Source organism: Aeromonas sp. 25-248, assembly GCF_053005425.1.
In genome coordinates this window covers 166,375-191,956 of sequence record NZ_JBRKTB010000006.1, presented here as the reverse complement: position 1 = coordinate 191,956, position 25,582 = coordinate 166,375, and the positions used below count along the sequence as shown (strand labels likewise).

The 25,582-nt window shown below is 63.7% G+C and carries 22 protein-coding genes; 15 read left to right on the top strand and 7 right to left on the bottom strand.

The genetic code is table 11. From position 1 onward, the window contains the following. The first annotated feature begins 8 nt into the window (after positions 1-8). The 13 genes from ACVDHI_RS11375 (at position 9) to tldD (ending at position 18,037) form a co-directional block, all read left to right on the top strand. Positions 9-488, top strand: coding sequence for a prepilin-type N-terminal cleavage/methylation domain-containing protein (locus tag ACVDHI_RS11375; protein WP_069785491.1), 480 nt, complete (start codon positions 9-11; stop codon positions 486-488). Continuing rightward, complete coding sequence (locus ACVDHI_RS11370; RefSeq protein WP_201890429.1) at positions 475-1,047, top strand: prepilin-type N-terminal cleavage/methylation domain-containing protein; 573 nt, start codon at positions 475-477, stop codon at positions 1,045-1,047. The genes ACVDHI_RS11375 and ACVDHI_RS11370 overlap by 14 nt, the downstream gene beginning before the upstream one ends. After that, a complete protein-coding gene (locus ACVDHI_RS11365) occupies positions 1,047-1,904 on the top strand; it encodes a PilW family protein (protein ID WP_324044944.1) in 858 nt (285 codons plus the stop codon). The genes ACVDHI_RS11370 and ACVDHI_RS11365 overlap by 1 nt, the downstream gene beginning before the upstream one ends. Beyond that, positions 1,894-2,361, top strand: a complete 468-nt coding sequence (locus tag ACVDHI_RS11360) for an MSHA biogenesis protein MshP (RefSeq protein WP_039040430.1) — start codon at positions 1,894-1,896, stop codon at positions 2,359-2,361. Before ACVDHI_RS11365 ends, ACVDHI_RS11360 begins: the two co-directional genes overlap by 11 nt. A gap of 25 nt (positions 2,362-2,386) precedes the next feature. Further along, complete coding sequence (locus ACVDHI_RS11355; protein ID WP_447212102.1) at positions 2,387-6,688, top strand: DUF6701 domain-containing protein; 4,302 nt, start codon at positions 2,387-2,389, stop codon at positions 6,686-6,688. 216 nt (positions 6,689-6,904) lie between these two features. Beyond that, entirely contained in the window at positions 6,905-7,945 is a 1,041-nt protein-coding gene (locus ACVDHI_RS11350; protein WP_005308111.1) for a rod shape-determining protein, read from the top strand. Positions 7,946-7,986: 41 nt separating this feature from the next. Continuing rightward, a complete protein-coding gene (gene mreC, locus ACVDHI_RS11345; RefSeq protein ID WP_029313545.1) occupies positions 7,987-8,895 on the top strand; it encodes a rod shape-determining protein MreC in 909 nt (302 codons plus the stop codon). Then, the gene (gene mreD, locus ACVDHI_RS11340; protein ID WP_010672635.1) at positions 8,895-9,380 is read left to right on the top strand and encodes a rod shape-determining protein MreD; all 486 of its coding nucleotides are present in this window, start codon (positions 8,895-8,897) and stop codon (positions 9,378-9,380) included. The genes mreC and mreD overlap by 1 nt, the downstream gene beginning before the upstream one ends. A gap of 52 nt (positions 9,381-9,432) precedes the next feature. After that, a complete protein-coding gene (locus ACVDHI_RS11335) occupies positions 9,433-10,020 on the top strand; it encodes a Maf family protein (RefSeq protein WP_010672636.1) in 588 nt (195 codons plus the stop codon). 79 nt (positions 10,021-10,099) lie between these two features. Further along, entirely contained in the window at positions 10,100-11,569 is a 1,470-nt protein-coding gene (rng, locus tag ACVDHI_RS11330; protein WP_010672637.1) for a ribonuclease G, read from the top strand. Then, positions 11,570-15,472 carry a YhdP family protein gene (locus tag ACVDHI_RS11325; protein WP_447212101.1) on the top strand — a complete coding sequence of 1,301 codons (3,903 nt, stop codon included), beginning with the start codon at positions 11,570-11,572 and terminating at the stop codon, positions 15,470-15,472. 252 nt (positions 15,473-15,724) lie between these two features. Next, positions 15,725-16,531 carry a carbon-nitrogen hydrolase family protein gene (locus ACVDHI_RS11320; RefSeq protein ID WP_447212100.1) on the top strand — a complete coding sequence of 269 codons (807 nt, stop codon included), beginning with the start codon at positions 15,725-15,727 and terminating at the stop codon, positions 16,529-16,531. A gap of 57 nt (positions 16,532-16,588) precedes the next feature. Beyond that, positions 16,589-18,037, top strand: coding sequence for a metalloprotease TldD (gene tldD / locus ACVDHI_RS11315; protein ID WP_041212218.1), 1,449 nt, complete (start codon positions 16,589-16,591; stop codon positions 18,035-18,037). A gap of 55 nt (positions 18,038-18,092) precedes the next feature. Here tldD and ACVDHI_RS11310 read toward each other — a convergent pair whose 3' ends face one another. The 3 genes from ACVDHI_RS11310 to ACVDHI_RS11300 form a co-directional block, all read right to left on the bottom strand. Next, on the bottom strand, positions 18,093-18,296 hold the full coding sequence (locus ACVDHI_RS11310) for a hypothetical protein (RefSeq protein ID WP_041212219.1): 204 nt from the start codon (positions 18,294-18,296) through the stop codon (positions 18,093-18,095). A gap of 159 nt (positions 18,297-18,455) precedes the next feature. Continuing rightward, the gene (locus ACVDHI_RS11305; RefSeq protein ID WP_447212099.1) at positions 18,456-19,178 is read right to left on the bottom strand and encodes a MarC family NAAT transporter; all 723 of its coding nucleotides are present in this window, start codon (positions 19,176-19,178) and stop codon (positions 18,456-18,458) included. 120 nt (positions 19,179-19,298) lie between these two features. Continuing rightward, positions 19,299-20,615: an MFS transporter gene (locus ACVDHI_RS11300; RefSeq protein WP_039040437.1), complete on the bottom strand. Its 1,317-nt coding sequence runs from the start codon at positions 20,613-20,615 to the stop codon at positions 19,299-19,301. Between the two features lie 154 nt (positions 20,616-20,769). On the opposite strand from ACVDHI_RS11300, the gene ACVDHI_RS11295 reads away from it, so the two are divergent. Next, the gene (locus tag ACVDHI_RS11295; protein WP_447212098.1) at positions 20,770-21,447 is read left to right on the top strand and encodes a Dph6-related ATP pyrophosphatase; all 678 of its coding nucleotides are present in this window, start codon (positions 20,770-20,772) and stop codon (positions 21,445-21,447) included. 73 nt (positions 21,448-21,520) lie between these two features. Here the strand turns inward: ACVDHI_RS11295 and ypfJ are convergent, their stop codons facing one another. Together ypfJ and ACVDHI_RS11285 are read right to left on the bottom strand one after the other, a co-directional pair. Next, positions 21,521-22,375 carry a KPN_02809 family neutral zinc metallopeptidase gene (ypfJ, locus tag ACVDHI_RS11290; protein ID WP_042864556.1) on the bottom strand — a complete coding sequence of 285 codons (855 nt, stop codon included), beginning with the start codon at positions 22,373-22,375 and terminating at the stop codon, positions 21,521-21,523. A 74-nt stretch (positions 22,376-22,449) separates the two neighbouring features. Beyond that, positions 22,450-22,713, bottom strand: coding sequence for a hypothetical protein (locus ACVDHI_RS11285; protein WP_039040440.1), 264 nt, complete (start codon positions 22,711-22,713; stop codon positions 22,450-22,452). A gap of 140 nt (positions 22,714-22,853) precedes the next feature. Between ACVDHI_RS11285 and ACVDHI_RS11280 the strand changes: the two genes are divergently transcribed. After that, complete coding sequence (locus ACVDHI_RS11280; RefSeq protein ID WP_010672652.1) at positions 22,854-23,375, top strand: GNAT family N-acetyltransferase; 522 nt, start codon at positions 22,854-22,856, stop codon at positions 23,373-23,375. 101 nt (positions 23,376-23,476) lie between these two features. On the opposite strand, the gene ACVDHI_RS11275 is transcribed toward ACVDHI_RS11280, so the two are convergent. Then, entirely contained in the window at positions 23,477-23,653 is a 177-nt protein-coding gene (locus tag ACVDHI_RS11275; RefSeq protein WP_010672653.1) for a hypothetical protein, read from the bottom strand. Between the two features lie 471 nt (positions 23,654-24,124). Then, the gene (locus ACVDHI_RS11270; RefSeq protein ID WP_041214319.1) at positions 24,125-25,402 is read right to left on the bottom strand and encodes a cation:proton antiporter; all 1,278 of its coding nucleotides are present in this window, start codon (positions 25,400-25,402) and stop codon (positions 24,125-24,127) included. Positions 25,403-25,582: the final 180 nt, after the last annotated feature.

Here is a 25,582-nt window from a genome sequence, read left to right as displayed (position 1 = left end):
GCAAGCAAATGCCGAGAAACAAGGGCTTCACCCTGATAGAACTGGTTATCGTAATCCTGTTGCTCGGGATTCTGGCCGCCTTTGCCGTGCCTAAATGGCTGGGCAAAGGCGGCTTTGAAACCCATACCCTGCGTGACGAGCTGGTGGCCCGGCTGCGGCTGGTGCAGACCATGAACATGCAGGAAGGGGACGCGCGCTGCACCCAGCTGGTGGTGGAGCCGAGCCGCTTCGGTCATCTGACCCTGCTTGGCAGCTGTACCCCCAAGCCCATCTCCGGCTGGAGTGCGGACGAGCAGAGCCGGGGGCGAGTCATCACCGCCTCAGGCGGCCTCTCCCTGCCTCAAGGGAGCTTTTCTTTCGACAAGCGCAGCGGCCGTCCGCTTTCACCCTCAACCTGCGTCAATGGCTGCAATCTGGCGGTGAGCAGCGGGCAGGAGAGCGCCCGGCTGCGCATCGAGCCGGAAGGTTATATCCATGCCCTCCCTTAAGGCCCGGTGCGGCTTCACCCTGATCGAGTTCGTGGTCGGTATTGTGCTGCTGGCCATCGCCCTGACCGGCGTCCTGGGGCTTCTCATCAATCAGGCACCCCAGGCGGTGGATCCGGTGCAGCAGGTACGCGCCGCCCAGCTCGCCCAGCGCATTCTCGGCGAGATGCTGGAGAAGTCTTTCGACGAGCATTCCGATCACAACGGCGGCCGTTTTCGCTGTGGCGAGACGGCCGGTGTGCCCGCCTTTACCTATCCCCCCTGCACGGCGAGCGCCGACTATGGCCCCGATGGTGGCGAGACCCGCCCCTACGGGTTCAACGACGTGGACGATTTCGACACGGCAGGCCGCTGGGTGGACGCCAACTACTTTACTCAGGCCTCGGCCGCGAGCAGCGAGGAGGAGTATCGACGCTACCAGGTGAAGATCGCGGTGGTGCCGGATACCCTCTTTGGCAGCGCGGGGGAGGGGGCTGAGTCCATCGGCAAGCGCATCACCCTGACCGTGCGCCTGCCGGACGGGAGCGAGCTGGTCTTCGGCCTCTATCGGGGGAACTACTGATGGGCAAGCCACATTCCCGTGAGGCCGCGTGGGAATACCCATGTGCCAGACTCTCCCGTGACCGCGTCCGACCTGGGCGTGAGGGGGGCTTCACCCTGGTGGAGCTGGTGATGGTGATCCTGCTGCTCGGGGTGATGGCGACATTTTCCAGCCAGTTTATCGGCATCGGTACCCAGATCTACGGAGATGCCAGCCGCCGTGAGCAACTGATGAGCGATGCCCGTTTCGCCCTGGAGCGGCTCAATCGCGAGGTGCGTGACGCCGTCCCCGGTTCGGTGCGGGTCGAGGACGAAGGGGGCGGTGCCCAGGAGCAGGGGGCCTGTCTGCGGTTCTGGCCCATCGCCACCGCTGGCCGCTACCTGGAGACGGCGAGCAGCACCGTGCTTCGCATCGTCGAGCCAGTCACCATGCCGGCAAAGGAAGATACGGCCATCATCTATCCGCTGCCTGACACGACCTCTGGCAGTACCATCACGCTGGACAAGGGGTGTGTGCAGGGGCGTTGCACTGCCAGAGTGACCGAGGTAGGAACTCCCGTCTCCGGGGCCGTGCCGCTGACCCTGGCTGGTGCGCTCGCCAAGGACTCGCCGGGCCAGCGCATCTATTTTGCGAACCAGCAGGTGCTCTATTGCGTGAGAGGGGGCAACCTCTGGCGCATGGCCAAGTCCCTCGACGACACCCTGAGCAGCAGCGAGACCACCCGGTTGATGGGGGAGCATATTCGTCCCGCCGCCTATTACTTCTATCGGGAACCCGCCGCCTTCAACCAGAGCGAGGTGGGGCTGCGGCTGGAGTTCGAGCAGCGCGACGAGCGCGTCGTCTTCCATCACAAGCTGGAGACCCTCAATGTGCCCTGACACTCCCACCATGGTGAGGTCCCAGCGGGGCAGCGCCATCCTGATCGCCCTCTTTGTCATCGTCATCATGGCCCTGCTGGCGGCGGCCATGGGGCGTTTCCTGGTGGACAGCAGCGAGAAGCACACGGTGGAGGTGCGCGGCGTGCGTGCCCTGATGGCGGCCCAGAGCGGGCTCGAAGTTGCACTGTACCGGCTCTATCCCAATGGGGAGTGGCAGGGGCAGGCCAGCCGGTGCGTCCCCATAGCGCTCGACTTCACCGAGCCCGGGCTTGCCGGGTGTCAGGCCAGCATCACCTGCAACAGGGTGACGGTGAGTGCGGCCGGAGGGACCCAAACTGGATACCGATTCAGCAGCGAAGGGCGCTGTGGCCAGCCCGATGCCGGCAGCGGCCCGAACCCCGATTTTGCCGTCAGCCGCACCCTGGTGGCGGAAGCCTTTGATGGAGCGACGCCATGAGCCCCCTGCCAAGGAGCCAGACCCCATGAAGTCCAGCCAGCCTCTTCGCGGCGCCCTGTTGTGGATCTTGCTGGGATCCACCTCGGTGCAGGCCGCCAGCCAGTGTACAGAAGCCTTCCTTTTCCCGGTGCAGAGCCACGCCTCCCCCGGCGTGCTGAGCATGAACAATGAAAGCAAGATCATCAGCACCACAGTGGGGGCCAGTTACCCCTTCCTGACCCAAAAAATCCAGCCCAACGCCAACTGCAACAACGGTGGCTTCTGGAACAACGGCACCTGGGTCTCCAATTGCAACGTCAGCGGCGCCCTTGCCAGTCCGCTCAAGGATGTGACCTTCATCAGCGACCCCGACGCATTTCCGGCCAACCCGGGGGGCTTCCCCTCCTACAGCGGGAAAAAGGATCTCGCTTGCGACGGGGCCATCTCCCCTGCTGCCGGTGACTACAAGAGCGCCTCGTGGGGGGGCAGCAGCTGCGTGGCGACCCTGAAATCGGGCCAGACCTATCGCTTCGATACCTTGTCTATCAGCCAAGGGGCGATGCTCAACCTCAACGGGGCGACCGTCTATGCCCAGAAGATGACCATCAAGAATGAATACAACAGTGGCGTCACCGGGTCGGGAGACCTTCATGTGAACGATCTGACCGTGACGAGTCAGGGCAAGCTCAATGACGCCAGGGTCACCGTCTACAGCACCCTTGAGGTCTCGGGCAATGGCAATACCGGGACCGCCGTCTTCCAGCCGCACTACCTGGACAAGGTCACCATGGAGGTCTCAGCCAGTGGCCAGAGCGTGCTCATGGGGGCAGGGGACTGGTTCATCAAAAGCCTGGGGATGAAGAGCAACAGTGCCATGACCTTCCAGGGGCAGAGCTCCCTGGCCGTCTATGAACTCAAGATGGAAAGCGAGAGCCGGATCTCCGCTGCGGGGAGTCGCAGCGATCTGACGCTTCTGCTTCACCAGACCCTGGAGGTGAGCGGCAACGGCACTCTCAACGGGTATCTGCAGGCCAGCTACCTCAAGACGTTCAAACACCAGAGCACCTCCAACATCAATTTCTACTTCCGTGGCGGCAACCACTGGATAGACAAGATGGAGCTCGGCCAGAACGACAGGCTGATCTTTGACAGCGGCAGTGCCGCGAGGTTGTACATCAAAAGCGATCTGGCCCTGAGCGACCAGATGGAGGTTAATGCCGGGGGCAAGGCCAACGACCTGATGATGTATCACTTCGGCAAGGTCACCATGAGCGGCAATACCAAACTCAACGCCATTCTCTATGTGAATGCGGGCGATCTGGTCATGAGCGGACAGGCCCAGCTGACGGGGGCCGTGTCGGCGGTGAACGTCTCCATGACCAACAACAGCAAGGTGATCCACGAGCCCTTCAACGGCGACTGGCCGGGCATGTGTGAAGACCCACTGACCTGTTTCAGCGACGACTTCTCCGCCAGCACCCTTGGCAGCGACTGGGTGGTGGCCCGCAGCAGCGGCGACTTTACCCCCGCCATCGTCAATGGCCGACTCGGCATGACCCAGGCCAGCCCCAAGCAATCCACCTCTGCGACTTACCAGCGGCTCTTCCCCGCCGCCAACAACCTGGTCACCATCGAATTCGACCAGTATGCCCACAGCGGCAACGGGGCGGACGGCATGGCGGTGGTGCTCTCTGACGCCAGAGTGACCCCCCAACCGGGCGCCTTCGGCGGGCCCCTCGGGTATGGTTTCAAGCCAGGGGTCAACGGCTTTGCCGGTGGCTGGCTCGGGGTGGGCATAGATGAGTACGGCAACTTCTCGGGTGAAGGCGGGGCGACCAACAAGGGGCGACGCAAGCAGTCCGTGGTGGTGCGCGGCTCGGGCTCCGGTACCAGCGGCTACAACTATCTCAAGGGCACCTGCAACAACGGCGCCGACAACGCCAGCGGCAACTGTCTGTCGCCGACCGTGGACAGCGGCTCGGACAGCAATCGCCCCCACCGTTATCGACTGACCATAGACTCGCGCATCAGCGGTCAGTCCCTGGTCAAGGTGGAGCGCAACACGGGGAGCGGTTACAGCACCCTGATCGACAGCTTCAATGCTGCGGGTCAGAGTGGCCAGGCGGCCATTCCCGAGAATCTGTTGTTGTCCCTGACTGGCTCGACCGGGGATGCGACCAACGCCCACCAGATCGACAACGTCCGTATCTGCGCCCTCAAATCCAATCCGGTGGGCACCCAGATCGATCACTTCGAGTTCGATCACTCCGGTCAGGCCCTGACCTGCAACCCCGAGACTCTGACCATTCGGGCCTGCGCCAACGCCAATTGCAGCCAGCTGTTCACGGACCCGGTGAGCGCCATCCTGACCCCCCTCAAGAATGGCAGCAACGGCTGGATAGCCGACAGCCAGGTGAGCTACAACGGCAACACCGCTACCGTGACCTTCAGCAACGGCACCGCCAAATTGCAGTTGCGCAACAATCTGGCGAGCGCCATGAAGGTGGGGGTGAGTGGTTCTATTCCCTCCACCAAGCCGCTTAGCGAGACGCTTTGCCGGGCGGGCAGCGGCGCCCTGAGCACCGCCGCCTGTACCTTGAGCTTTGCTGACAGCGGCTTCCTGTTCAATGTGCCGGATACCCTGGCCAACAGGCCCCAAGATGTAGTGATCAGTGCCGTCAAAAAGGACAATGCGACCCAGCAGTGTGTCCCCGGTTTTACCGGTGAGCGTTCGGTCGGCTTCTGGGGAACGTATGTCACCCCGAATGACAATTCTGCCGGGAGTCAGATGGCGATAGATGGCAAGACGATTTCGACTTATGCCGCCAATGTAGTCTCGCCAGCGGCGACAACCCTCAATTTGACCTTCGATGGTCAAGGCAAGGCGACGTTGAAGAGTGTTCGCTATCCGGATGCAGGCCAGATGCGGCTTAATGCCCGCCACGATGGCAGCGGTGATACCGCAGGGCTGGTGATGACGGGGTCGGATCTGTTCGTCAGCCGCCCGGCCGGGCTCTGCATCACGCCTACCGAGGGGACCTGCGCGGCAGGGGATGCCAGTTGTCCGGTGTTCAAGAAGACCGGTGAGGCGTTCCAGCTGAATATCAAAGGGGTGGCTTGGCAAGCGGATGATGACAAGGACCTGTGCAGCGGCAACCTGGCGACCCCCAACTTCGCGCTGGCCAATATTGCGCTCGGCAGCGAGCTGGTGGCGCCCAAACCAGGGGAAGGGGCGGTGGTCGGCACGTCCAGCTACGACCACTCCAACCAGAAGGACAGCAACCTCAACTCCGTCGGCCAGTCGGTCAACGAAGTCGGGGTGTTCCGGATGACGGCGACGCCACCGACCTTGGGTTACTTTGGCTACACCATACCCGCCGCCAGCAGCGTGCCTGTGGGGCGTTTCATCCCGGTGGACTTCAATCTGGTGAGTGGCAACATAGTCCCCGCCTGCGAGGCGTTTTCCTATATGGGGCAACCCTTCCTGGCGGAGTTGCAGATCCAGGCCCGCAATCAGTTTGGCGAGACCACCCTGAACTACAGGGAGGCGTTTGCCAAGGGGGATGCCTACCTGAGCGCGGCCAACAACAAGGACGGGGTGTCGCTCTCCGCCCGGTTACGCAGCCTGGGACCGCTGCCCTGGGTGGCAGGGGAGGCCGACTTCAACGGGCCGACCGAGTTTGCTCGCCGCTCCGATGGCAAGCCAGATGGCCCCTACCGGGCCCTGTCGTTTGGCCTTTATATGAAGGACAACGATGGTGAGCAGACCCTGATCGCCAATCCCGACTTCAACGACGGGCAGCCGGGGTCATGCAGTGGCGCTGGCTGCAATGCCAGGCTGATCGATGACGTGCCCATGGAGGCGTACTTCGGCCGGGTGCAGGCAGGTACCCGCCAAGGGGTGGCAACGGCCGGGCTGGCGGTGCCGCTGCAACTGCAATATCACGAGGCGGGCGCCTGGCATGCCATGGGAGCTGATCAATGTACCCGCCTTTCCCTGCAAGATGGGGGCATCGAGTTCACCGATGGCAGCCAGCGTTTCGATCAGGGAAGTGGCGATCTGATATTGGATGACAACACCCGGATCCGGCTCGGTCTTGGCCCGGTTGCCCCTGGCGCCATGGTGGCGAGCGCGAAGGATGGTGTCATCTCCATACAGTTCGCTGCCCCGGACAGGGCGGTGCGCATTCCGTTCAAGATCGATCTGGGCAAGCAACCGGAGTCAGAGCAGCAACCTGGACGGCGTCCGCTCTGGTTGTCTGACCCAGACAGTCTGGAGGGCATGGCCATTTTTGGCCGGGATCGGGGTAATGACAGAATTATTTATCGCCGCGAAGTGATGCCCTGACACCCGGGCCGACACGGGGAGATAGACGCATTGCTGTACAGTGGCGTCTTATCTCCTTGTTTCGTAGTGTTTGTCGGCCTGAGCGGGTGAGTGATGACTCGCATTTTTGTCGCGCCTGATTGATTGGCGACAGTTTGAGCGCTTGCCCATTGGGGTGGGCATTGGTAAAGTTAGCCGGTTTTCTGCACCTCCAAATTCTTAGGATTTCCCGTAGCCATGTTCAAAAAGCTCAGAGGCGTCTTTTCCAACGATCTGTCGATCGACTTGGGAACTGCCAACACCCTGATCTATGTAAAAGATCAAGGGATCGTCCTTAACGAACCCTCAGTTGTCGCCATTCGCCAAGAGCGCGGGAACGCCAAATCGGTCGCTGCTGTCGGTCATGCCGCCAAGCAGATGCTGGGTCGTACCCCGGGTAACATCTCCGCCATTCGCCCGATGAAAGACGGCGTGATCGCCGATTTCTACGTGACCGAGAAGATGCTGCAGCACTTCATCAAACAGGTTCACGACAACAACTATTTCCGCCCCAGCCCGCGCGTGCTGGTGTGCGTGCCCTGCGGCTCCACCCAGGTGGAACGTCGCGCCATCAAGGAATCCGCTCTGGGCGCCGGCGCCCGCGAGGTTTACCTGATCGATGAACCCATGGCTGCCGCCATCGGTGCCGGCCTGCCGGTCTCCGAAGCGACCGGTTCCATGGTGGTGGACATCGGTGGCGGTACCACCGAAGTGGCCATCATCTCCCTGAACGGCGTGGTCTACTCCCAGTCCGTCCGTATCGGTGGCGACAAGTTCGACGAAGCCATCATCAGCTACGTCCGTCGCAACTACGGCAGCCTGATCGGGGAAGCCACCGCCGAGCGCATCAAGCACGAGATCGGCTCCGCCTATCCGGGCGAAGAGGTGCGCGAGATCGAAGTGCGCGGTCGCAACCTGGCCGAGGGTGTGCCCCGCAGCTTCACCCTGAACTCCAACGAGATCCTGGAAGCGCTGCAAGAGCCGCTCTCCGGCATCGTCTCCGCCGTCATGGTGGCCCTGGAGCAATCCCCGCCCGAGCTGGCGTCCGACATCTCCGAGCGCGGCATGGTGCTGACCGGTGGTGGTGCCCTGCTCAAGGACATCGACCGTCTGCTGATGGAAGAGACCGGCATCCCGGTCGTCGTGGCTGAAGATCCCCTCACTTGTGTCGCCCGTGGCGGTGGCAAGGCGCTGGAGCTGATCGATATGCACGGTGGCGATCTGTTCCACTACGAATAAGACCCAAAGCCGGCCGAGCGCCGGCTCTTTTTTGACGACTCATGAAACCCATCTTCGGTAGAGGCCCTTCGCTTCAGTTACGGTTGTTTCTCGCCGTCATCATCTCCGTCGCTGCCATCGTCGCGGATTCCCGCTTCGGTGTGTTCAGCCATGTCCGCGTTTATCTGAGCTCCCTGGTGAGCCCGCTGCAATACATCGCCAACGCCCCCGGCACCCTGCTCGACACCATGTCGACCCAGGTGCAGACCCGCGCCGATCTCATCGAGCAGACCAAGCAGCAGGAGCAGCAACTGTTCACCCTGCGCTCGCGCCTGCTCAAGATGGATCAGCTGGAGCACGAGAACCAGCGTCTGCGCGAGCTGCTGGGGTCGCCGGTACACAAGGAGTCCCGCAAGATGGTGGCCGAGCTGCTGTCGGTGGATTCCGACCCCTTCAGCCATCAGGTGCTGATCAACAAGGGGGCGCTGGATGGCGTCTACAACGGCCAGCCGGTGATCAACGATCAGGGGGTGGTCGGTCAGGTGCTCCACGTGGGCTCCACCACCAGTCGCGTGTTGCTCATCACCGACTCCAGCCACGGCATCCCGGTGCGGGTGCTGCGCAACGACTTGCGCGCCATCGCCTCCGGCAGCGGCGAGCTGGACAAGCTGGAGCTGCGCAACCTGCCCCGCAACACCGACGTCCAGGTCGGCGATCTGCTGGTCACCTCGGGCCTGGGCGGCCGCTTCCCGGAAGGTTATCCGGTGGCGACCGTGACCCGCTCCGACTACGTGGAGGGCAAGCCCTTCGCCCAGATCGAGGCCAAGCCGCTGGTGGCGCTGGACCGTCTGCGCTACCTGCTGCTGCTGTGGACCGACAAGAAACCGGAAGTACACGACAAGGATGCCCTTGAGCCTGCGGCGAGCGCCTCGGCGGCCACGGCAACCTCGGCGGCGGGGGCGACGCGCTGATGCTGCAACCCGCCAGCGGCAGGATCTGGATCTGGTGTTCGATCCTGCTGGCCCTGTGCCTCTCCATCCTGCCGCTTCCCTTTCAATTCGAACCCTTCCGTCCGGACTGGCTCGCCATGGTGCTCATCTACTGGGCGCTGGCGCTGCCGCACCGGACCAACGTCGGCACCGCCTGGGTGGCGGGCCTGCTGCTGGACGTGCTGCTCGGCAGCACCCTCGGCGTGCGGGCCATGGCCATGGCCATCACCACCTACCTGGCGGCCTTCCAGTTCCAGAAGATCCGCAACTTCTCCCTCTGGCAGCAGGCGCTGATCATCGGTCTGCTCTCCCTGGTGGGGAAGATCACCGTGTTCTGGGCGGAGCATCTGTTCAGCCGGGCCAGCCTCAACTTCGCCTACTTTTGGTCGACGTTGACGACGATGTTAATATGGCCCTGGATTTTTATGGTCTTGCGCAAGGTGCGGCGTCGCTTCAATATCAAGTGAATGTGAATAAAAACAACGCATTGTAACTGCGCATCGTCTCATTGAGTGAAGTATGAACAAGCACAACGAACTGCAACTCTATCTCGCCTCGGGCTCCCCCCGCCGGCACGAGCTTCTGACCCGCCTGGGCTACCGTTTCGAGGTCCTCAAGCTGGATGTGCCGGAGCTGCGCAACGACGGTGAGAAGCCCCAGGATTACGTCTGCCGGCTGGCCCGCGACAAGGCGATGGCCGGTGTGGCCGCGGCGCCCACGGCGCTGCCTGTGCTGGGGGCCGACACCATAGTGGTGCTGGGGGAGCGGGTGCTGGAGAAACCCTCCGACCTGCTGGACGCCAAGGACATGCTGGAAGCCCTCTCCGGGCGGGTACACCAGGTGATGACGGCGGTGGCCCTGGCCACCCCGGAGCGGTGCGATGTGCGGCTGGTCACCACCAACGTGGCGTTTCGCAAGCTGGACGAGGCCGAGATCGAAGCCTACTGGCGCACCGGCGAGCCGTGCGACAAGGCGGGCGCCTATGCTATCCAGGGCATTGCCGGCAAATTCGTCAGTCGCCTCGAGGGGAGCTACAGTGCCGTGGTCGGCCTGCCCCTGCTGGAGACGGACCTGTTGATCAAGCAGCACCTCGAGCAGACCCGGTAATCCTCTCGTCAGCAGTGCGCTGCTGAGTTACCCGTTGTTCGTCGTGCCAGAATTCAAAACTAGAAAGGCAAGGTAACTTATGTCGGTAGAACTGCTGGTAAACGTCACCCCCTCCGAAACCCGGGTCGCCCTGGTCGAGAACGGTCTGCTGCAGGAAGTGCATGTGGAGCGTCAGGCCAAGCGCGGCATCGTGGGCAACATCTACAAGGGCAAGATCAGCCGCGTGCTACCCGGCATGCAGGCCGCCTTCGTCGACATCGGCATGGACAAGGCCGCCTTCCTGCACGCCTCCGACATCGTCCCCCATACCGAGTGCGTGGCGATCAAGGAGAAGGAGCAGTTCCAGGCCGGCAACATCGCCGAACTGGTGCGCCAGGGGCAGGACATCATGGTACAGGTGGTCAAAGACCCGCTCGGTACCAAGGGGGCCCGCCTAACCACCGACATCACCCTGCCATCCCGTTATCTGGTCTTCATGCCGGGCAGTGCCCACGTGGGGGTCTCCCAGCGCATCGAATCCGAGGCGGAGCGCGAGCGCCTCAAGCGCACCGTGGCCGGCTATGTGGACGAACTGGGCGGCTACATCATCCGCACCGCCGCCGAAGGGGTGGGGGAGCAGGAGCTGGAGCAGGACGCCGCCTTCTTGAAGCGCCTGTGGCGCAAGATCCTCGAGCGCAAGCAGAAGTATCCCCCCTGCAAGATCCTCTACGAGGATCCCAGCCTGGCATTCAGGGTGGTGCGTGACTTCGTCGGTGCCGAGCTCGACAAGATCCGGGTCGACTCGCGCCAGAGCTTCGATCAGCTCAAGCGCTTCACCGAGGAGTACGTGCCCGAGCTGGCCAACAAGCTGGAGTACTACACCGGCGAGTCGCCGATCTTCGATCTCTACGACGTGGAGAACGAGATCCAGCGGGCCCTGGAGCGCAAGGTGGAGCTGAAATCCGGCGGCTACCTCATCATCGACCAGACCGAAGCCATGACCACGGTGGACATCAACACCGGGGCCTTCGTCGGCCATCGCAATCTGGAAGAGACCATCTTCAACACCAACGTCGAGGCCACCGCCGCCATCGCCCGTCACCTGCGCCTGCGCAACCTCGGCGGCATCATCATCATCGACTTCATCGACATGCAGTCCGAGGATCACCGTCGCCGGGTGCTGCACAGCCTGGAGCTGGCGCTGGCCAAGGACAGGGCCAAGACCAACGTCAACGGTTTCTCCCAGCTCGGGCTGGTGGAGATGACCCGCAAGCGCACCCGGGAGAGCCTGGAGCACGTGCTCTGCGCCGAGTGCCCCGAGTGCAAGGGGCGCGGCCGGGTCAAGACGGTGGAGTCGGTCTGCTTCGAGATCCTGCGGGAGATCATCCGGGTCAACCGCGCCTACGACGCGGATCAGTTCACCGTCTATGCGGCCCCCTCGGTGGCCGATTACCTGCGGGGGGAGGAGTCCCACAGTCTGGCTGAGCTGGAAGTCTTCATCGGCAAGCAGGTCAGGGTGGTCTCCGAGCCGCTCTGTGGGCAGGAACAGTTCGATGTGGTGATGATGTAATTGGTCTATCGCTGGCTGAGTCGGGGCTGGTTGGCCCTCGGAGTCTTCTTCGTGCTGCTGGCCGTTCTGGTCAGCGTGGTACGACTGGGCGGCCCTTTGCTCAACCAGCACCGGGCGGCCGTGATAGGGACCCTGCTCGGGGAGAGCCAGCTCGAGGTGAGCGTGGATCACGTCGGGCTGGACTGGACTCCCCGCGGCCCGGCCATCGGGCTGGAAGGACTGGCCATCGCCCCCGATTCGGGGCGTTTCTCCCTGCGCCTTGGCAAGGTGTGGGCCCACCTCGACTTCTGGCGCTCCCTCAACGAACTCAGACCGGTGTTTGGCCAGTTGATCCTGAGCGACGGCAACATCGCGCTGGACATGACCCAGCCCGCCACCCCCGTCAGCGGGAAGAGCGCGAACCAGCAGGAGGCCCTGCTGCGCTTCCTGCTGACCCAGCTCTCCACCTTCGACATTCACGACACTCGCCTGAGCCTCACCACTGCACTGGGGGAGGTGCGCGCCCTCGACATCGCCCAGTTGCGCTGGCAGAACCGCGGCAAGCGGCATCAGGGGGTCGGCAAGGCCTATCTCATCAACGGGGTGGGGGAGAGCACCCTGGACCTCATCATCGATGTGGATGCCCCCGAGGTGCGGCTCGACCGCCTCAAGGGCCAGCTCTATCTGGGGGCCCGGGAGCTGGACATCAGCCCCATGCTGGCCCGGATCCACGCTGGCGAGCCGCCGGTGAGCGGCCAGCTCGACTTCCAGCTTTGGAGCGAGTTCGAGAAGGGCAGGCTCGGCAACTCCCTGCTGGCCTTTGGCAACAACCACCTGATCTGGAAGGACGAGATCAAGGGGAAGCCGCATCGCCTCGACCTGCAGGGAGGCAAGATCCAGCTGCGCCGGGACGGCGAGGCGTGGCAGCTCGCCAGCCACGACGTCACCTTCAAGCTCGATGGCGCCACCTGGCTGCACAGCCGCCTGCAGCTCGAGCGCATCGGCTCGCGCATCCAGGGCTATGTACCCGCCATCGATCTCGACCAGATTGCCAACCTGAGCCAGCTGGTCTCCGGCCTCTATCCCGAGCTGACCGAGACCCTCAAACGCACCCGGCCAAGGGGCCAGTTGCAGGAGCTGGTCCTGCAAGCCGACGAGGACTGGCAGGGGCTCTCTTTGCAGGGGCAACTGCGCGGCTTCGGGACCCGGGCCTGGCACGATGTCCCCGGTCTGCAAAAGCTGGACGGTGACTTCTGGCTGACCCCGAACGGGGGGCGTGCCCGCCTGACCCTGGGCAAGGGCAAGGTGGATCCGGCCCGCCACTTCAAGGAACCCATCCCGGTGGACAGCCTGAGTGCGGCCCTCGACTGGTGGCGGGCGCCCCAAGGCTGGGTGCTCTATGGCCAGGACATTGCCCTGGACAACCCGGATCTGCGCCTCGCCAGCCGGTTTCGCCTCGAGCTGTTCGAGCACCCCTTCCTCGCCCTGACCGGGCGCATCGACGTCAAGAACGCGGCCCATGCGGATCGCTACTACCCCCTGGCGGTGATGGATGAGGGGCTGGTGAGCTACCTGAGCGGCGCCATCAAGGGGGGCAAGGCCAAGGGGGCAGACCTGCTCTGGTACGGCGAATTCCGTGACTTCCCCTACGACAACGGCAAGGGCGTCTTCCAGGTGGCGGTGCCGCTGCAACAGGCCACCTACGAGTTTTTCCCGGGCTGGCAGCCGCTGACCGACCTGCAGATCGATCTGCTGTTCCAGAACGCCAGCCTCGACATGAACAGCCGCGCCACCCAGCTCGGCAAGGCCAGCTCCGACTCGGTGCATGCCTGGATCCCGGACCTCTATCCGGGGGCTCACCTCTACGTGGATGCCAAGGTTGAGGGCGAGGGCAAGGCCATCAGCGACTATTTGCAGGACTCGCCGCTGGGGGGATCCGTCGGTCAGGCGCTGCGGGAGGTGGAGATCCGCGGCCCCATGAAGGGCACGGTGAAGCTCGACATACCGCTGGATGGCGAGGGGGAGGTCAAGGCCAGCGGGGAAGCCAGCTTCAAGGACAACAAGGTGAGGATCGCCTCCCTGGATCTGCCCCTCGACGGGGTCGCAGGAACGCTCGAGTATGACAACGAGCAGACCCGCATTCACAACCTCAAGGCCAGCCTGTGGAACCAGCCGCTGACCCTGGATTATCAGGGGCGGCAACTGCCCCACGGCTATCAGGCCGACCTCAAGTTCCAGGGGCAGTGGGACAGCCGCCGCCAGCGCCGGGACATACCGGCCCTCGAGATGCTACAGGGGCGCAGCAACTGGTCGGGTACCCTGGGGCTGACCCTGCCCGAGAACAAGGCGTTCAGCTTCCAGCTGGCGCTGGACTCCAACCTGCAGGGCATGGGGCTGGATCTGCCCGTGCCCCTGACCAAGGCGGCGGGTACCCGGCTGCCCCTCAAGGTGACGGCCCGTGGGCGGGATGGCAGCGCCGACATCCGCGCCGTGCTGGGGGCGGACATCGACATGCAGAGCCGCCTGGTGTACGGCGACGGCGTGCCCTATCTCAGCCGGGTGCGGGTCAACATCGGCCAGCCTGGGGCGCGGGTGATGCAGGACAAGCCCATGCTGCTCGCCATCAACCAGCAGCAGGCGGACGTGGCCGGCTGGCTGGCCCGTCTCAAGCAGTGGCTGCCGGCCAAGGCGCAGGCGACGCAGGGCAATGCGGTGGTGGGCCCCGCGTTCTTGCCCCAGGAGTGGTGGGTAGATGGCCAGCTGGCCCGTGCCGACATCGGCAGCGCCAGCCTCAAGGCGGTGCACTTCACCCTGGGGCCGGTGAACCAGGCCACCGAGGTGATGATCGACAGCCCCGACGTGATGGGGGTGGTGCGGGTGCCGGTGGCCGACGGACGCCCTATCGATGCCAAGTTTGCCCGCATCTACTGGTCCGGCAAGGGGACCGATCTCAGCCCGGATCCCGATGAGCGCCAGGACAGGGCCATCATGGACGCCATTCCCTGGCTCACCTTCAGTTGCGTGGATTGCCGCTTCGGCGAGCTGCCCCTGGGTGAGGTGAAGGGGGAACTGCTGCCCGGGGCCAACCGGCTGGATCTCAAGGGGCTGGAGATGCGCCTGGCGGGCAGCACCCTGCGCGGCAGCGCCGAGTGGCTGGCCCGTGGCAGCCAGATGCAGACCCGTGCCAGGGTGAACCTCGAGACCCGCAACAGCGAGCTGCTGCTCAAGCGGCTTGGCTACACCTCGCCCATCGGGGATGCCCCGGGCAAGCTGGCGCTGGATCTGAACTGGCGTGACGTGCCCTACCGCCTGAGCCTGCCGACCCTGGCGGGCAGCGCCGACTACCAGCTGGAGGGGGGGACCCTGCGAGAGGTCAACGACAAGGGGGCCCGACTGCTCTCTCTGCTGAGCCTCGATTCCCTGATGCGCAAGCTGCGCCTCGATTTTCGCGACGTCTTCGACAAGGGCTTCTATTTCGAGTCCATGTCCGCCTCCGCCAAGGTCAATCAGGGGGTGGTGGAGAACAACGACTTCTACATGAAAGGGGCGGCGGGCAACCTGCGGGGCAAGGGCATCGCGGATCTGGTGCGCTGGCGGCTCGACTTTGATCTGAGCTTCTCCCCGAACCTGGGGGGCACCCTGCCCGTGGTGGCGGCCTTCTCCCTGACTCCCATCACCGGGCTCTATGTGCTGGCCCTCTCCAAGCTGCTGGAGCCCGTGGTGGACGTGGTGACCCGTATCGATTTTCGGGTCTCCGGCCCGCTGGACGCCCCCAGGCTGGTGGAGGCGGGGCGGGATCGCGCCCGCATCAAGCTCAACCAGCAGCAGAAGGATGCGGTGGATGCGGTGGCGCCCGGCCTGCCCGCCAAGGAGGTCACCCCCTTCCTGCTCAATCCCAAGCATCAGGGCTCGGGTCAGCGCTGAGGGCCAGCGCCGGACTGGGGGACTTTCCCCCGGCCGCCAAACCCCTCATAGTGCAGATATTGCCCCGCGAGCCGAGAAGGCCTTCTGTCACCGGTCACCGGCTCGCCCAACAGAAGAGTGCGGATATTGCCCCGCGAGCCGAGGAGGCCTTGTGTCACCGGTCACCGGTTCGCCCAACAGATGAGTGCGGATATTGCCCTGCGAGCCGAGGAGGCCTTGTGCCACCGGCTCGCCCAACAGAAGGAGCGCGTCATGTGGCTAGCCGCCATGCAGTTGATTTCGGGTCGTACCTGGCAGGATAACCGGAAGCGGATCGCCGCCGAGCTGGCGAGTCTGCCCGGGGAGCGCCCCTTGCTGGTGCTGCTGCCGGAAAACTTCGCCCTCTTTGGCGAGCGGCAGGGGTATCTGGACGGGGCAGAGCCATTGGGCAATGGCCCAATCCAGCAGCAACTCTCTGATTGGGCCAAATCCCACGGCATCTGGCTGGTGGCCGGGGCCATGCCCACCGCCATCGCCGGTGCCGAGCACATCCACACCAGCACCCTGGTGTTCGATCCCGACGGCGAGCTCAAGGGGCACTACCACAAGATCCACCTGTTCGACGTGGACGTGGCGGACAATCACGGCCGCTACCGGGAGTCGGAGACCTTCAGCCCGGGTGATCAGCCTGTGCTGGTGGACTCCCCCTTTGGTCCCCTCGGCCTCTCTATCTGTTATGATCTGCGCTTTCCCGAGCTGTACCGCCAGTTGGCCCTGGCCGGTGCCCGGGTGCTGCTGGTGCCTGCCGCCTTTACCGCCGTCACCGGCGAGGCGCACTGGGAGCCCCTGCTGCGGGCCCGTGCCATCGAGAACCAGTGCTACGTGGTGGCCGCCAACCAGGGGGGCACCCACGAGACGGGGCGCCAGACCTGGGGCCACAGCATGGTGATCGACCCCTGGGGCCGGGTGCTGGCCTGCCGGGCGTCGGGGCAGGGCACAGTGCTGGCGCCGCTGGATGGGGCCCTGATCGATGAATTGAAACGCACCATGCCGGTGCTGCAACACGCCCGCCTGCTGTGAGCCCGCGGCCGTGGATTTAACCGTTACGACATCTCGCATGAGAGTGGAGAGAAAGATTTGAGTCTATTGAGCCAGGTTAGTGCCTCCCTGTTGGCCCCGAACGATCTCGACGAAGGGCGGCTGCAACAGCTGCTCGGCAGCCTGATGAGCCATCAGGTGGAGTTCGGCGACCTCTATTTCCAGCGCAGCTGGCACGAGTCCTGGATGCTGGAGGACGGCATCGTCAAGGATGGCAGCTACAACATCGATCAGGGGGTGGGGGTGCGCGCCGTCAGCGGCGAGAAGACCGGTTTCGCCTACTCGGACGAGCTGAGCCTGCTGGCGCTGCAACAGTCGGTGACTGCCGCTCGCGGCATCGCCGCCGCCGGTGCGCAGGGCAAGGTAAAAGCATGGGCTCGCACCGAAGCAAACCTGCTCTACCCGGCGCTGGATCCCCTGCAGACCCTCGACAAGCAGCAGAAAATTGCCCTGCTGGAGCAGATGGACAAGTTCGCCAGAAGTCTGGATCCCGCCATCAATCAGGTGATGGCCTCCATCAGCGGGGTCTATGAAGAGATCCTGGTGGCCGCCACCGATGGCACCCTGGCCGCCGACGTGCGCCCCCTGGTGCGCCTCTCGGTGACCGTCATCGCCGAGAAGGGGGATCGCCGTGAGCGCGGCAGCGCGGGGGGCGGTGGCCGCTTCGGTTACGACCATTTCCTCGAGCTGGACGGGCTCGAGAGCCGGGCGTTTGGCTATGTGCGCGAAGCGGTACGCCAGGCGCTGGTCAACCTGGAGGCCATCGACGCCCCGGCCGGCACCATGCCGGTGGTGCTCGGTGCCGGCTGGCCCGGTGTGCTGCTGCACGAGGCGGTGGGTCACGGTCTGGAGGGGGACTTCAACCGCAAGGGCTCCTCCGCCTTTGCCGGGCGCATCGGCGAGCAGGTGGCTTCCAAACACTGCACCATCGTCGATGACGGCACCCTGCCGGGTCGGCGCGGCTCCGTCTCCATCGACGACGAGGGGACGCCGGGCGGTTACAACGTGCTGATCGAGAACGGCATCCTCAAGGGTTACCTGCAGGACAAGCAGAATGCCCGCCTGATGGGGGTGCCGCTCACCGGCAACGGCCGCCGCGAATCCTACGCCGCCCTGCCGATGCCGCGCATGACCAACACCTATATGCTGGCGGGTCAGTACGATCCGGCCGAAATCATCGCTTCGGTGAAGAAGGGGATCTATGCCCCCAACTTCGGCGGCGGCCAGGTGGACATCACCTCCGGCAAGTTCGTCTTCTCCGCCTCCGAGGCCTACCTGATCGAGGATGGCAGGATCACCGCGCCCATCAAGGGGGCGACCCTGATCGGCAACGGCCCCGAGGCGATGAGCCAGGTTTCCATGGTGGGCCGTGATCTCGCGCTGGATCGCGGGGTCGGGGTCTGCGGCAAGGAGGGGCAGAGCGTGCCGGTCGGCGTCGGCCAGCCCACCCTCAAGCTGGATCAGCTCACCGTGGGCGGTACCCAGTAAGGTCATACACCTTTGTAAACCCCGGCCCGGCGCCGGGGCTGGGAAAGGGGTCGGGTCAGTTGACCGAAATGGCGCGGGCGTCGATGAAGAAGCGGGCGTGGCCGTGGTCATCCACCCTTATCTGGGCGAGCAGGCGATCCTTTCGCTTGAACTCCCATCCTGTCTTGATCCGGGTCAGCGCGGGGCTGGCGGCACCGACCACGTTCAGATACTCATGAAACAGGCTGTAGCTTCCAATCTCGGTCAGCATCTTTTCCATTTGCATATCTCCTCAAGTGATGGGCTCAGCACATGCCACGCTAGCGGCAACCTTCTGAACCCTGCCTGTACAAAAACCAGACTACCCCATCAAGATGAAGGCAATATGATCAGGCGCAAGATCAGGAGGGATTTGCACGAAAAATGACACCGTTTTCAATCAGGGCTGGCGCGGCACGGCGAGATGATCGAGGGTGGTGGATCCGGCATGGGACGGCAAGGCGGCAGCGGGTTGTTCCATCACCTGGCCATGGAAGACGGGATCCTGCGCCACCTCCTTGACGCCGTTGATGCAGAACTGCATACCCATGCACACCAGCAGAAAACCCATGATGCGGGTCATGGCGTCGATGCCGGTGGCCCCCAGGATCTTGCACACGGGATCTGCCAGCTTGAGCACACCCCAGCTGATCAGGCTCATCAGGGCGAAGGCGGTGACCATGGCGGCATAGATGACGACGCGATCGGTCTCGGCCGGCAGCTCGGCGATCTGGGCCGCGCCGCTGATCACCAGCGCCATGGTGCCGGGTCCGCACATGCTGGGCATGGTGAGGGGCACGAAGGCGATATTCTGGTTGGCCTCGATCCCCGCAGACTGGTTCGGCGAGGGGAACAGCATGCGAAAGCCGATGAAGGCGATGATGAGGCCACCGGCCAGGCGCAGGCCGGGAATGGAGATCCCGAACAGATCCAGGATGGAGGATCCGATGAAGAAGCTGACGCACAGGGTGGCGAACAGATAGAAGGCGGCCATGTTGATCTGGCGGCGGATGTGCTCGCGGGACATGCCCTTGCTCAATCCCAGCAGCAGGGTGGCCGTGGTGGGCGGGTTGACCATGGGCAGCAGGGCCAGCAAGGCGAGAAAGACGACCTGGAAGAACATAGTGGACCTCGGGCAGATGGACGGATTGGGGTGAGCTGGCAGGTCCGCAGCGGACCGCCACCCGGTCGATGATATCCGCAAAGAACAAGCCCCGACAGTGCGGGGCTTGCTTGGGAAGGATCAGGCGGCCTGCGGGGTGGCCTGGCGTTGGCCGCGCTGGCGCAGCCAGAGCCAGATGCCGAGCACGAAACCGAGGGCGGCCAGGCTGACCACATAGTGGGAGGGGGCCAGCACGTCCTCCTTCATCCAGAGGGTGACCAGCATGGGGGTGAGGCCGCCGAAGATGGCGTAGGCCACGTTGTAGGAGAACGACAGCCCGGAGAAGCGCACCACCGGCGGGAAGGCATTGACCATGACGTAGGGCACGGCGCCGACGATCCCCACCGCAAAGCCCGCCAGCATGTAGAGGGGCACCAGCTGATCCGTGCCGGCTGCCAGGCTGTGGTAGAAGGTATAAGTGGCGCCGGCCAGCAGCAGGGAGCCCAGGATGAAGGTAGGGCCGCTGCCGATGGCATCGATCAGGCGGCCATAGACGATGCAGCCCAGGGTGAGGGCGACGATGGCCAGGGAGTTGGCGGTCAGGGCATCGGCCGGACTGATGCCGTGGACCTTCTGCAGATAGGTCGGGGTCATCAGGATCACCACTACTATGCCGGCGGAGAGCAGCCAGGTCAGCAGCATGGAGACGACGACGCTGCCCTTGTGTTCACGCAGCACCGTCTTGAGGGGCAGCTCCTCGGCCAGGGACTTGTTGGCCTGCATCTCGGCGAAGACCGGGGTCTCGTGCAGCCAGCGGCGCAGGTACATGGCGACGATGCCGAACACGCCGCCGAGCACGAAGGCCAGACGCCAGCCCCAGTCGCTCACATCGCCCGGGCTCATGCCACGGTTGATGGCGGTCGCCACCAGGGAGCCGAGCAGGATGCCGGCGGTCAGCCCTGCGGTGAGGGTGCCGCAGGCGACACCGACCCGGCGGGCGGGCACGTGCTCGGCCACGAAGACCCAGGCACCGGGGACTTCCCCGCCGATGGCGGCCCCTTGCAGGATCCGCAGCAGCAGCAACAGCAGGGGGGCGGCGATGCCGAGCACGGCGTAGGTGGGCAGCAGGCCGATCAGCAAGGTCGGCAAGGCCATCAGGATGATGCTGAGGGTGAACATCCGCTTGCGGCCGATGAGATCGCCAAAGTGGGCCATGATGATGCCCCCCAGGGGGCGGGCCAGGTAGCCGGCGGCGAAGATGCCGAAGGTCTGGAACTGGCGCAGCCACTCGGGAATGTCGGCCGGGAAGAAGAGCTCGCCGATGACCACGGCGAAGAAGACGAAGATGATGAAGTCGTAGAATTCGAGGGCGCCGCCCAGCGCCGCCAGGCTCAGGGTCTTGTAATCCTGTCGATTGAGGGGGCGACCGTGGTCGTGCGATGTGCTGACTTTACTCATATCCTTATGTTTCCCATCGTTTTTTTAGTTATTCTCCCCGGTGTGCTGCGGGGATACGCTCACCCACGAGGGTATGCTTTTGTGTCCCGCAATGTAAATCGCACAATTCGCAACACTGTCTTGCAGCACGGTGCGGCAAGAAGCTGGAGAGATCATGACGAAGAAAAAGGTACTGCTCTCCTGGAGCAGCGGAAAAGACAGCGCCTGGGCCTTGCATCGCCTGCGCCAAGATCCGGCCATCGAGGTGGTGGGGCTGTGCACCACCCTCAACCAGGCGTTCGAGCGGGTGGCCATGCACGGGGTGCGCAAGCAGTTGTTGTTGGCACAGGCTGAGTGCGTGGGCTTGCCGCTGACCACCATCGACCTGCCCTGGCCCTGCAGCAACGAGGAGTATGGGCGCATCATGACGGGCTTCATCGCCGATGTGCAGGCCAAGGACATTCACCACATGGCGTTCGGGGATCTCTTTCTTGAGGATGTGCGTGCCTATCGGGAGCGACAACTGGCGGGGACCGGCATCACGCCGCTCTTCCCGCTCTGGGGCAGCGACACGACCGAGCTGGCGCAGGCGATGATCGACGCCGGGCTCAAGGCCAGGGTCTGCACCCTGGATCCGGGCAAGCTGGACGCCGGGTTAGGTGGTCATGAATTTGGCCCGGCCTTCCTGGCTGCCCTGCCCGCCGGGGTGGATCCCTGCGGCGAGAACGGGGAGTTTCACACCCTGGCCTGGGACGGCCCCATGTTCCTGCATCCCCTGCCCATCCGGGTGGGGGAAACGGTGCTGCGAGACGGCTTCGTCTTCACCGATCTGCTAGCGGAGGATCCCGAATGAGGGAAGACCCCCTCGGGTGAGAAAGGAAAGGGGCCGGCTCCGTGAGGAATCGGCCCCTTTGCGTTTGCCCCCTTCAGCGGGCGGCGAAGGTGTCGCAACTGGCGGGCTTGCCGCTGTCAAAACCGCGTTTGAACCAGGTGAGGCGCTGGGCCGAGGTACCGTGGGTGAAGCTGTCGGGAACGACCCGGCCCTGACCTTGCTGCTGCAACCTGTCGTCGCCGATGGCCTGGGCGGCGTTGAGCGCCTCTTCCAGATCGCCGCGCTCCAGCACCTGCTCTTTTTCCATATAGTGGCCCCAGACCCCGGCGAAGCAGTCCGCCTGCAGTTCAAGCTTGACCGACAACCGGTTCTGGGCGACCTGGCTCAGCCCCTGTTGCTGCTGGCGCACCTTGGTGGAGATACCGAGCAGGTTCTGCACGTGGTGGCCCACCTCGTGGGCGATCACATAGCCCTGGGCGAAGTCGCCGTCGGCCCCCAGCTTGTCGCGCATGTCCTGATAGAAGGAGAGATCGATGTAGACGGTGCTGTCGGCCGGACAGTAGAAGGGCCCCATCACCGACTGCCCCTGGCCGCAGCCGGTGCGGGTCGCACCGCGATAGAGCACCAGTCTGGGGGCCTGATAGTGGTTGCCGCTTTGCTGGAACATCTCGCCCCAGGCGTCCTCCGTGGAGGCGAGCATCACCGAGGTGAAGCGGGCGAGGGGATCGTTTGCAGCCTGGGACGAGTTCTGACGCTGGGGCTGGCTCTGCGGGGCCGGATCCTGCAGCAGGGGGCCGAGGTCCACGCCGTAGTACCCCGCCACCATGACCACCACCAGCAGGATCAGGCGCCCCTTGCCGCCGATGGGCAGGCCGCGACCCCCGTTGCCGCCGCCTTGCTGGCGCCGGTCTTCCACATTGTTGCTCTCACGGCGATCTTGCCAGCGCATATCCCCATACTCCCGTCATTGGTGGTGGCAGTAATGATAATGGCTGGCGCCGGGGCTTGCCTAATCGGCCCGGGTCATTCGGCCCAGGGCATCTCGGGCAGGCTGTCGAGAAACTCGCCGTAACGGACGAGGTTGAAGGGGCCCTGTTCGGCTTCCATGGCCATGAGTTCGGCGCCCAGGGCGCAGGCGATGTATTGCAGCGCCTCTTCCCGCGGGGTGCCCTTCATCACCAGGCGCATCAGGGTGGCTTTCACCTGGAGGGGGTGGCCGTCGGCGAGCTGGTTCTCCACCATCTCCAGCAGTGTCTCTTCATCAAAAAATTCGGGGGTATCGGTCATGGCCGTTCTCCTGCCTGTTCCATGGGGTGGGCAGTATAGCGGTGACGCGGCTCCCGGGGGCGAAAATATCGTCCGGGTCTTGCCAAGGAAGCGGGGCGGGAGCAGTCTTGGACACTCTCTCTGCCGAACGAGCCCATGTCATGATCCTCTCCGAGCGCCTGGAACTGCGCGAACTGACCATTGTCGATGCCCCCTTCATTCTCGAACTGCTCAACGATGGTGATTTTCACCGCTACATCGGCGATCGCGGGGTGCGTACCCTGGCGGATGCCGAAAACTATATCCAGCAGGGGCCTGCGGTCAGTTATGCCCGCCACGGTCACGGACTCTATCTGGTGGTGCGGCGGGAAGACGGGGCCAGGCTCGGCATCTGCGGTCTGATCAAGCGCGATACCCTGCCCTGTGAAGACATCGGCTATGCCTTCCTGCCCGCCTGGCGCGGCCAGGGCTATGCCATCGAGGCCGCGCGGGCGGCCATGGCAGATGGCCGCGAACGGCTCGGCATCGAGCGGGTGGTCGCCATCGTCACCCCGGGCAATGAGCGCTCGGTCCGGCTACTCGCCAAGCTGGGGCTGAGTCAGGGCAAACGGGTCAGGCTGGGAGCCGGCGAGGAGGAGTGCCTGCTGCTGGAGGCGCCGGACAAGGAGACTTGCGGAGTCTAGCCACCGCTCTGGGAGCGGGGTCATGCAGACTATGACGTCAGGCAAGGAGGCCGCCGTGAGTTGCGGCCTGTCTGCATCGGGCGCTGCCTGGGCAGGCAAAGTCAGTTGAGCTCTTCGATGGAGAACTCGCCGGCGATGCCATCACAGGAGATGGCGAAGCCGCCGCTGAAGCGGGTGCTGAACTGGATCAGGAACGCATCGTCGTCGTGCTCTTGCACGGGCAGGTTGATGGGTTTGCTGCGACGCAGGGGTTTGCGGATCTGTACGTGTTTCATCATGGTATTTCTCTATATAAATTAAGTGTTTGCTCCTTGTATTGGCAAATGTCAGGTCAATGGGCGCGGTCAGCACGATGGCGGACGAGCGCGCAGGAATACCCAGCCCGGTTCAGGGGCGTCTGCACTTTCAAGGAAGGCGCCAAGGACCATGCGGATGCATGATGCTACTTGGGAGTGGGCAGATCGGGTCTGCACCGTGAGAGCCGGGCAACGCAGGCAGACAGCCTGAACGGTTCTCAAGGCGAGTAAATCAGAAGAAGGTTATGCGGGTACTGGCAGGATTCATCGTGAGGTGAAGCATTGCGAACATAATCAGGGCTGATTAACTAGCCGGCGCGCATTCTCTCCTCGAAATGTGTAAAAAGCAAACACTAATTGTGCGTTCACCCAGTCATTCCCTGTTTTTCACGGCCACGGGGACGGCAAAAGGGCTCCCGAGGGAGCCCTTTTCATTGCCGGTCAGGGACGGGCTCAGGCGTCGCCGCAGGCCTTCTTGGCGGCGGTGATCATGGGGGTAATGGTCATGCCCTGTACCACGATGGAGAACATCACCACCGAGTAGGTCATCACCAGGATCACCTGGCGCAGATCGACGTTGTGCTCCGGGATCATCATGACACCGGATGGCAGTGCCAGGGCCATGGCCATGGCCAGACCGCCACGCAGGCCGCCCCAGGTGAGGATGCGCACCGAGAAGGTGTTGTAGCTGCGGAACTTGCGGAACGTCACATAGGGCAGGGAGACGCTGATGAAGCGGGCAGCCAGGCAGAGCGGCACCGCGATGACCAGCAGGATCCAGTCGCGCCAGTCGAGGTCCAGCAGCACCAGTGCCAGACCGATCAGCAGGAACAGCAGGGCGTTGAGGAACTGATCCATCAACTCCCAGAAGTGATCCAGGTGGTGCTGGCTCTGCTCGGAGAAGCCGGAATGACGGGTCCAGTTGCCGATCATGATGCCGGTCACCACCATGGCCAGGGCGCCGGAGACGCCGATCATGTTGGCGAAGGCGAAGCCCGCGGTCGGGATGCAGAGGGTCAGCAGCAGCTCCAGGGAGCCGTCGTCGGTGGCGCTGATCATCACGTGGGCGATGAGACCCAGCACGGCCCCGAACAGGATGCCGCCGAGAGCCTCATGCAGGAAAAGACCGGCCACGCTGCCGAAGGTGGGTTCCACGCCGCCAAAGGCCACGGCAAACACGGTGGCGAAGATGACCAGACCGACACCGTCGTTGAACAGGGATTCCCCCTCGATCTGGATGGCGATCTGGGGTGGCGCCTTCATCTTCTTGACGATGGCCAGTACGGCAATGGGGTCGGTGGGGGAGATCAGGGCACCGAACAACATGCAGTAGACCAGCGGCACATCCCAGCCCAGCAGCTTGGCGATGAACCAGAAGCCGTAGCCGATGAGGAAGGTGGAGAGCAGGGTGGCGGCTATGGCCAGAATGGTGATTTCCCACTTCTGGCTACGCAACGCCTTGAGGTTGATGCCAAGGCCGCCGGCGAACAGCAGGAAGCCCAGGATCCCCTTCAACAGGAAGTTCTGGAAGTCGATGCTCTCCATGGTCTTGATGGCGAGAGGCTCCAGATTGAACCAACCCAGTTTGCCAAACAGCACCAGCAGTGCGGAGATCAGCATGGAGCCCGCAGTGATGGCGATGGTGGTCTGGATCTTCACAACATACTGGTTGGCAAAGGCGATGAAGATCGCCAACGCTGCCAGGAAGCAGAGTGTGTAGTAGACGCTCATAGTTATTTTTCTCTTTGGTAAACAGCAAGCACGTATCCCTCTTGAGGACGGGCATAGGGTACTCCCGGGTTAGATCATGCTCATTACCTATTTATGGTTATATTTAATCGTCACCACGGACAGATAGACGGCTAGATTTCCATTTAATTTGATTGCTGCTAGGATGGGCATCACGCAGTT

What these genes read in the sequence shown, in the direction of transcription:
- ACVDHI_RS11375 (WP_069785491.1), top strand. Translation starts at nt 9, where the DNA reads ATGCCGAGAAACAAGGGCTTCACCCTGATAGAACTGGTTATCGTAATC.
- ACVDHI_RS11370 (WP_201890429.1), top strand. Translation starts at nt 475, where the DNA reads ATGCCCTCCCTTAAGGCCCGGTGCGGCTTCACCCTGATCGAGTTCGTG.
- ACVDHI_RS11365 (WP_324044944.1), top strand. Translation starts at nt 1,047, where the DNA reads ATGGGCAAGCCACATTCCCGTGAGGCCGCGTGGGAATACCCATGTGCC.
- ACVDHI_RS11360 (WP_039040430.1), top strand. Translation starts at nt 1,894, where the DNA reads ATGTGCCCTGACACTCCCACCATGGTGAGGTCCCAGCGGGGCAGCGCC.
- ACVDHI_RS11355 (WP_447212102.1), top strand. Translation starts at nt 2,387, where the DNA reads ATGAAGTCCAGCCAGCCTCTTCGCGGCGCCCTGTTGTGGATCTTGCTG.
- ACVDHI_RS11350 (WP_005308111.1), top strand. Translation starts at nt 6,905, where the DNA reads ATGTTCAAAAAGCTCAGAGGCGTCTTTTCCAACGATCTGTCGATCGAC.
- mreC (WP_029313545.1), top strand. Translation starts at nt 7,987, where the DNA reads ATGAAACCCATCTTCGGTAGAGGCCCTTCGCTTCAGTTACGGTTGTTT.
- mreD (WP_010672635.1), top strand. Translation starts at nt 8,895, where the DNA reads ATGCTGCAACCCGCCAGCGGCAGGATCTGGATCTGGTGTTCGATCCTG.
- ACVDHI_RS11335 (WP_010672636.1), top strand. Translation starts at nt 9,433, where the DNA reads ATGAACAAGCACAACGAACTGCAACTCTATCTCGCCTCGGGCTCCCCC.
- rng (WP_010672637.1), top strand. Translation starts at nt 10,100, where the DNA reads ATGTCGGTAGAACTGCTGGTAAACGTCACCCCCTCCGAAACCCGGGTC.
- ACVDHI_RS11320 (WP_447212100.1), top strand. Translation starts at nt 15,725, where the DNA reads ATGTGGCTAGCCGCCATGCAGTTGATTTCGGGTCGTACCTGGCAGGAT.
- ACVDHI_RS11310 (WP_041212219.1), bottom strand. Translation starts at nt 18,296, where the DNA reads ATGGAAAAGATGCTGACCGAGATTGGAAGCTACAGCCTGTTTCATGAG.
- ACVDHI_RS11305 (WP_447212099.1), bottom strand. Translation starts at nt 19,178, where the DNA reads ATGTTCTTCCAGGTCGTCTTTCTCGCCTTGCTGGCCCTGCTGCCCATG.
- ACVDHI_RS11300 (WP_039040437.1), bottom strand. Translation starts at nt 20,615, where the DNA reads ATGAGTAAAGTCAGCACATCGCACGACCACGGTCGCCCCCTCAATCGA.
- ACVDHI_RS11295 (WP_447212098.1), top strand. Translation starts at nt 20,770, where the DNA reads ATGACGAAGAAAAAGGTACTGCTCTCCTGGAGCAGCGGAAAAGACAGC.
- ypfJ (WP_042864556.1), bottom strand. Translation starts at nt 22,375, where the DNA reads ATGCGCTGGCAAGATCGCCGTGAGAGCAACAATGTGGAAGACCGGCGC.
- ACVDHI_RS11285 (WP_039040440.1), bottom strand. Translation starts at nt 22,713, where the DNA reads ATGACCGATACCCCCGAATTTTTTGATGAAGAGACACTGCTGGAGATG.
- ACVDHI_RS11280 (WP_010672652.1), top strand. Translation starts at nt 22,854, where the DNA reads ATGATCCTCTCCGAGCGCCTGGAACTGCGCGAACTGACCATTGTCGAT.
- ACVDHI_RS11275 (WP_010672653.1), bottom strand. Translation starts at nt 23,653, where the DNA reads ATGATGAAACACGTACAGATCCGCAAACCCCTGCGTCGCAGCAAACCC.
- ACVDHI_RS11270 (WP_041214319.1), bottom strand. Translation starts at nt 25,402, where the DNA reads ATGAGCGTCTACTACACACTCTGCTTCCTGGCAGCGTTGGCGATCTTC.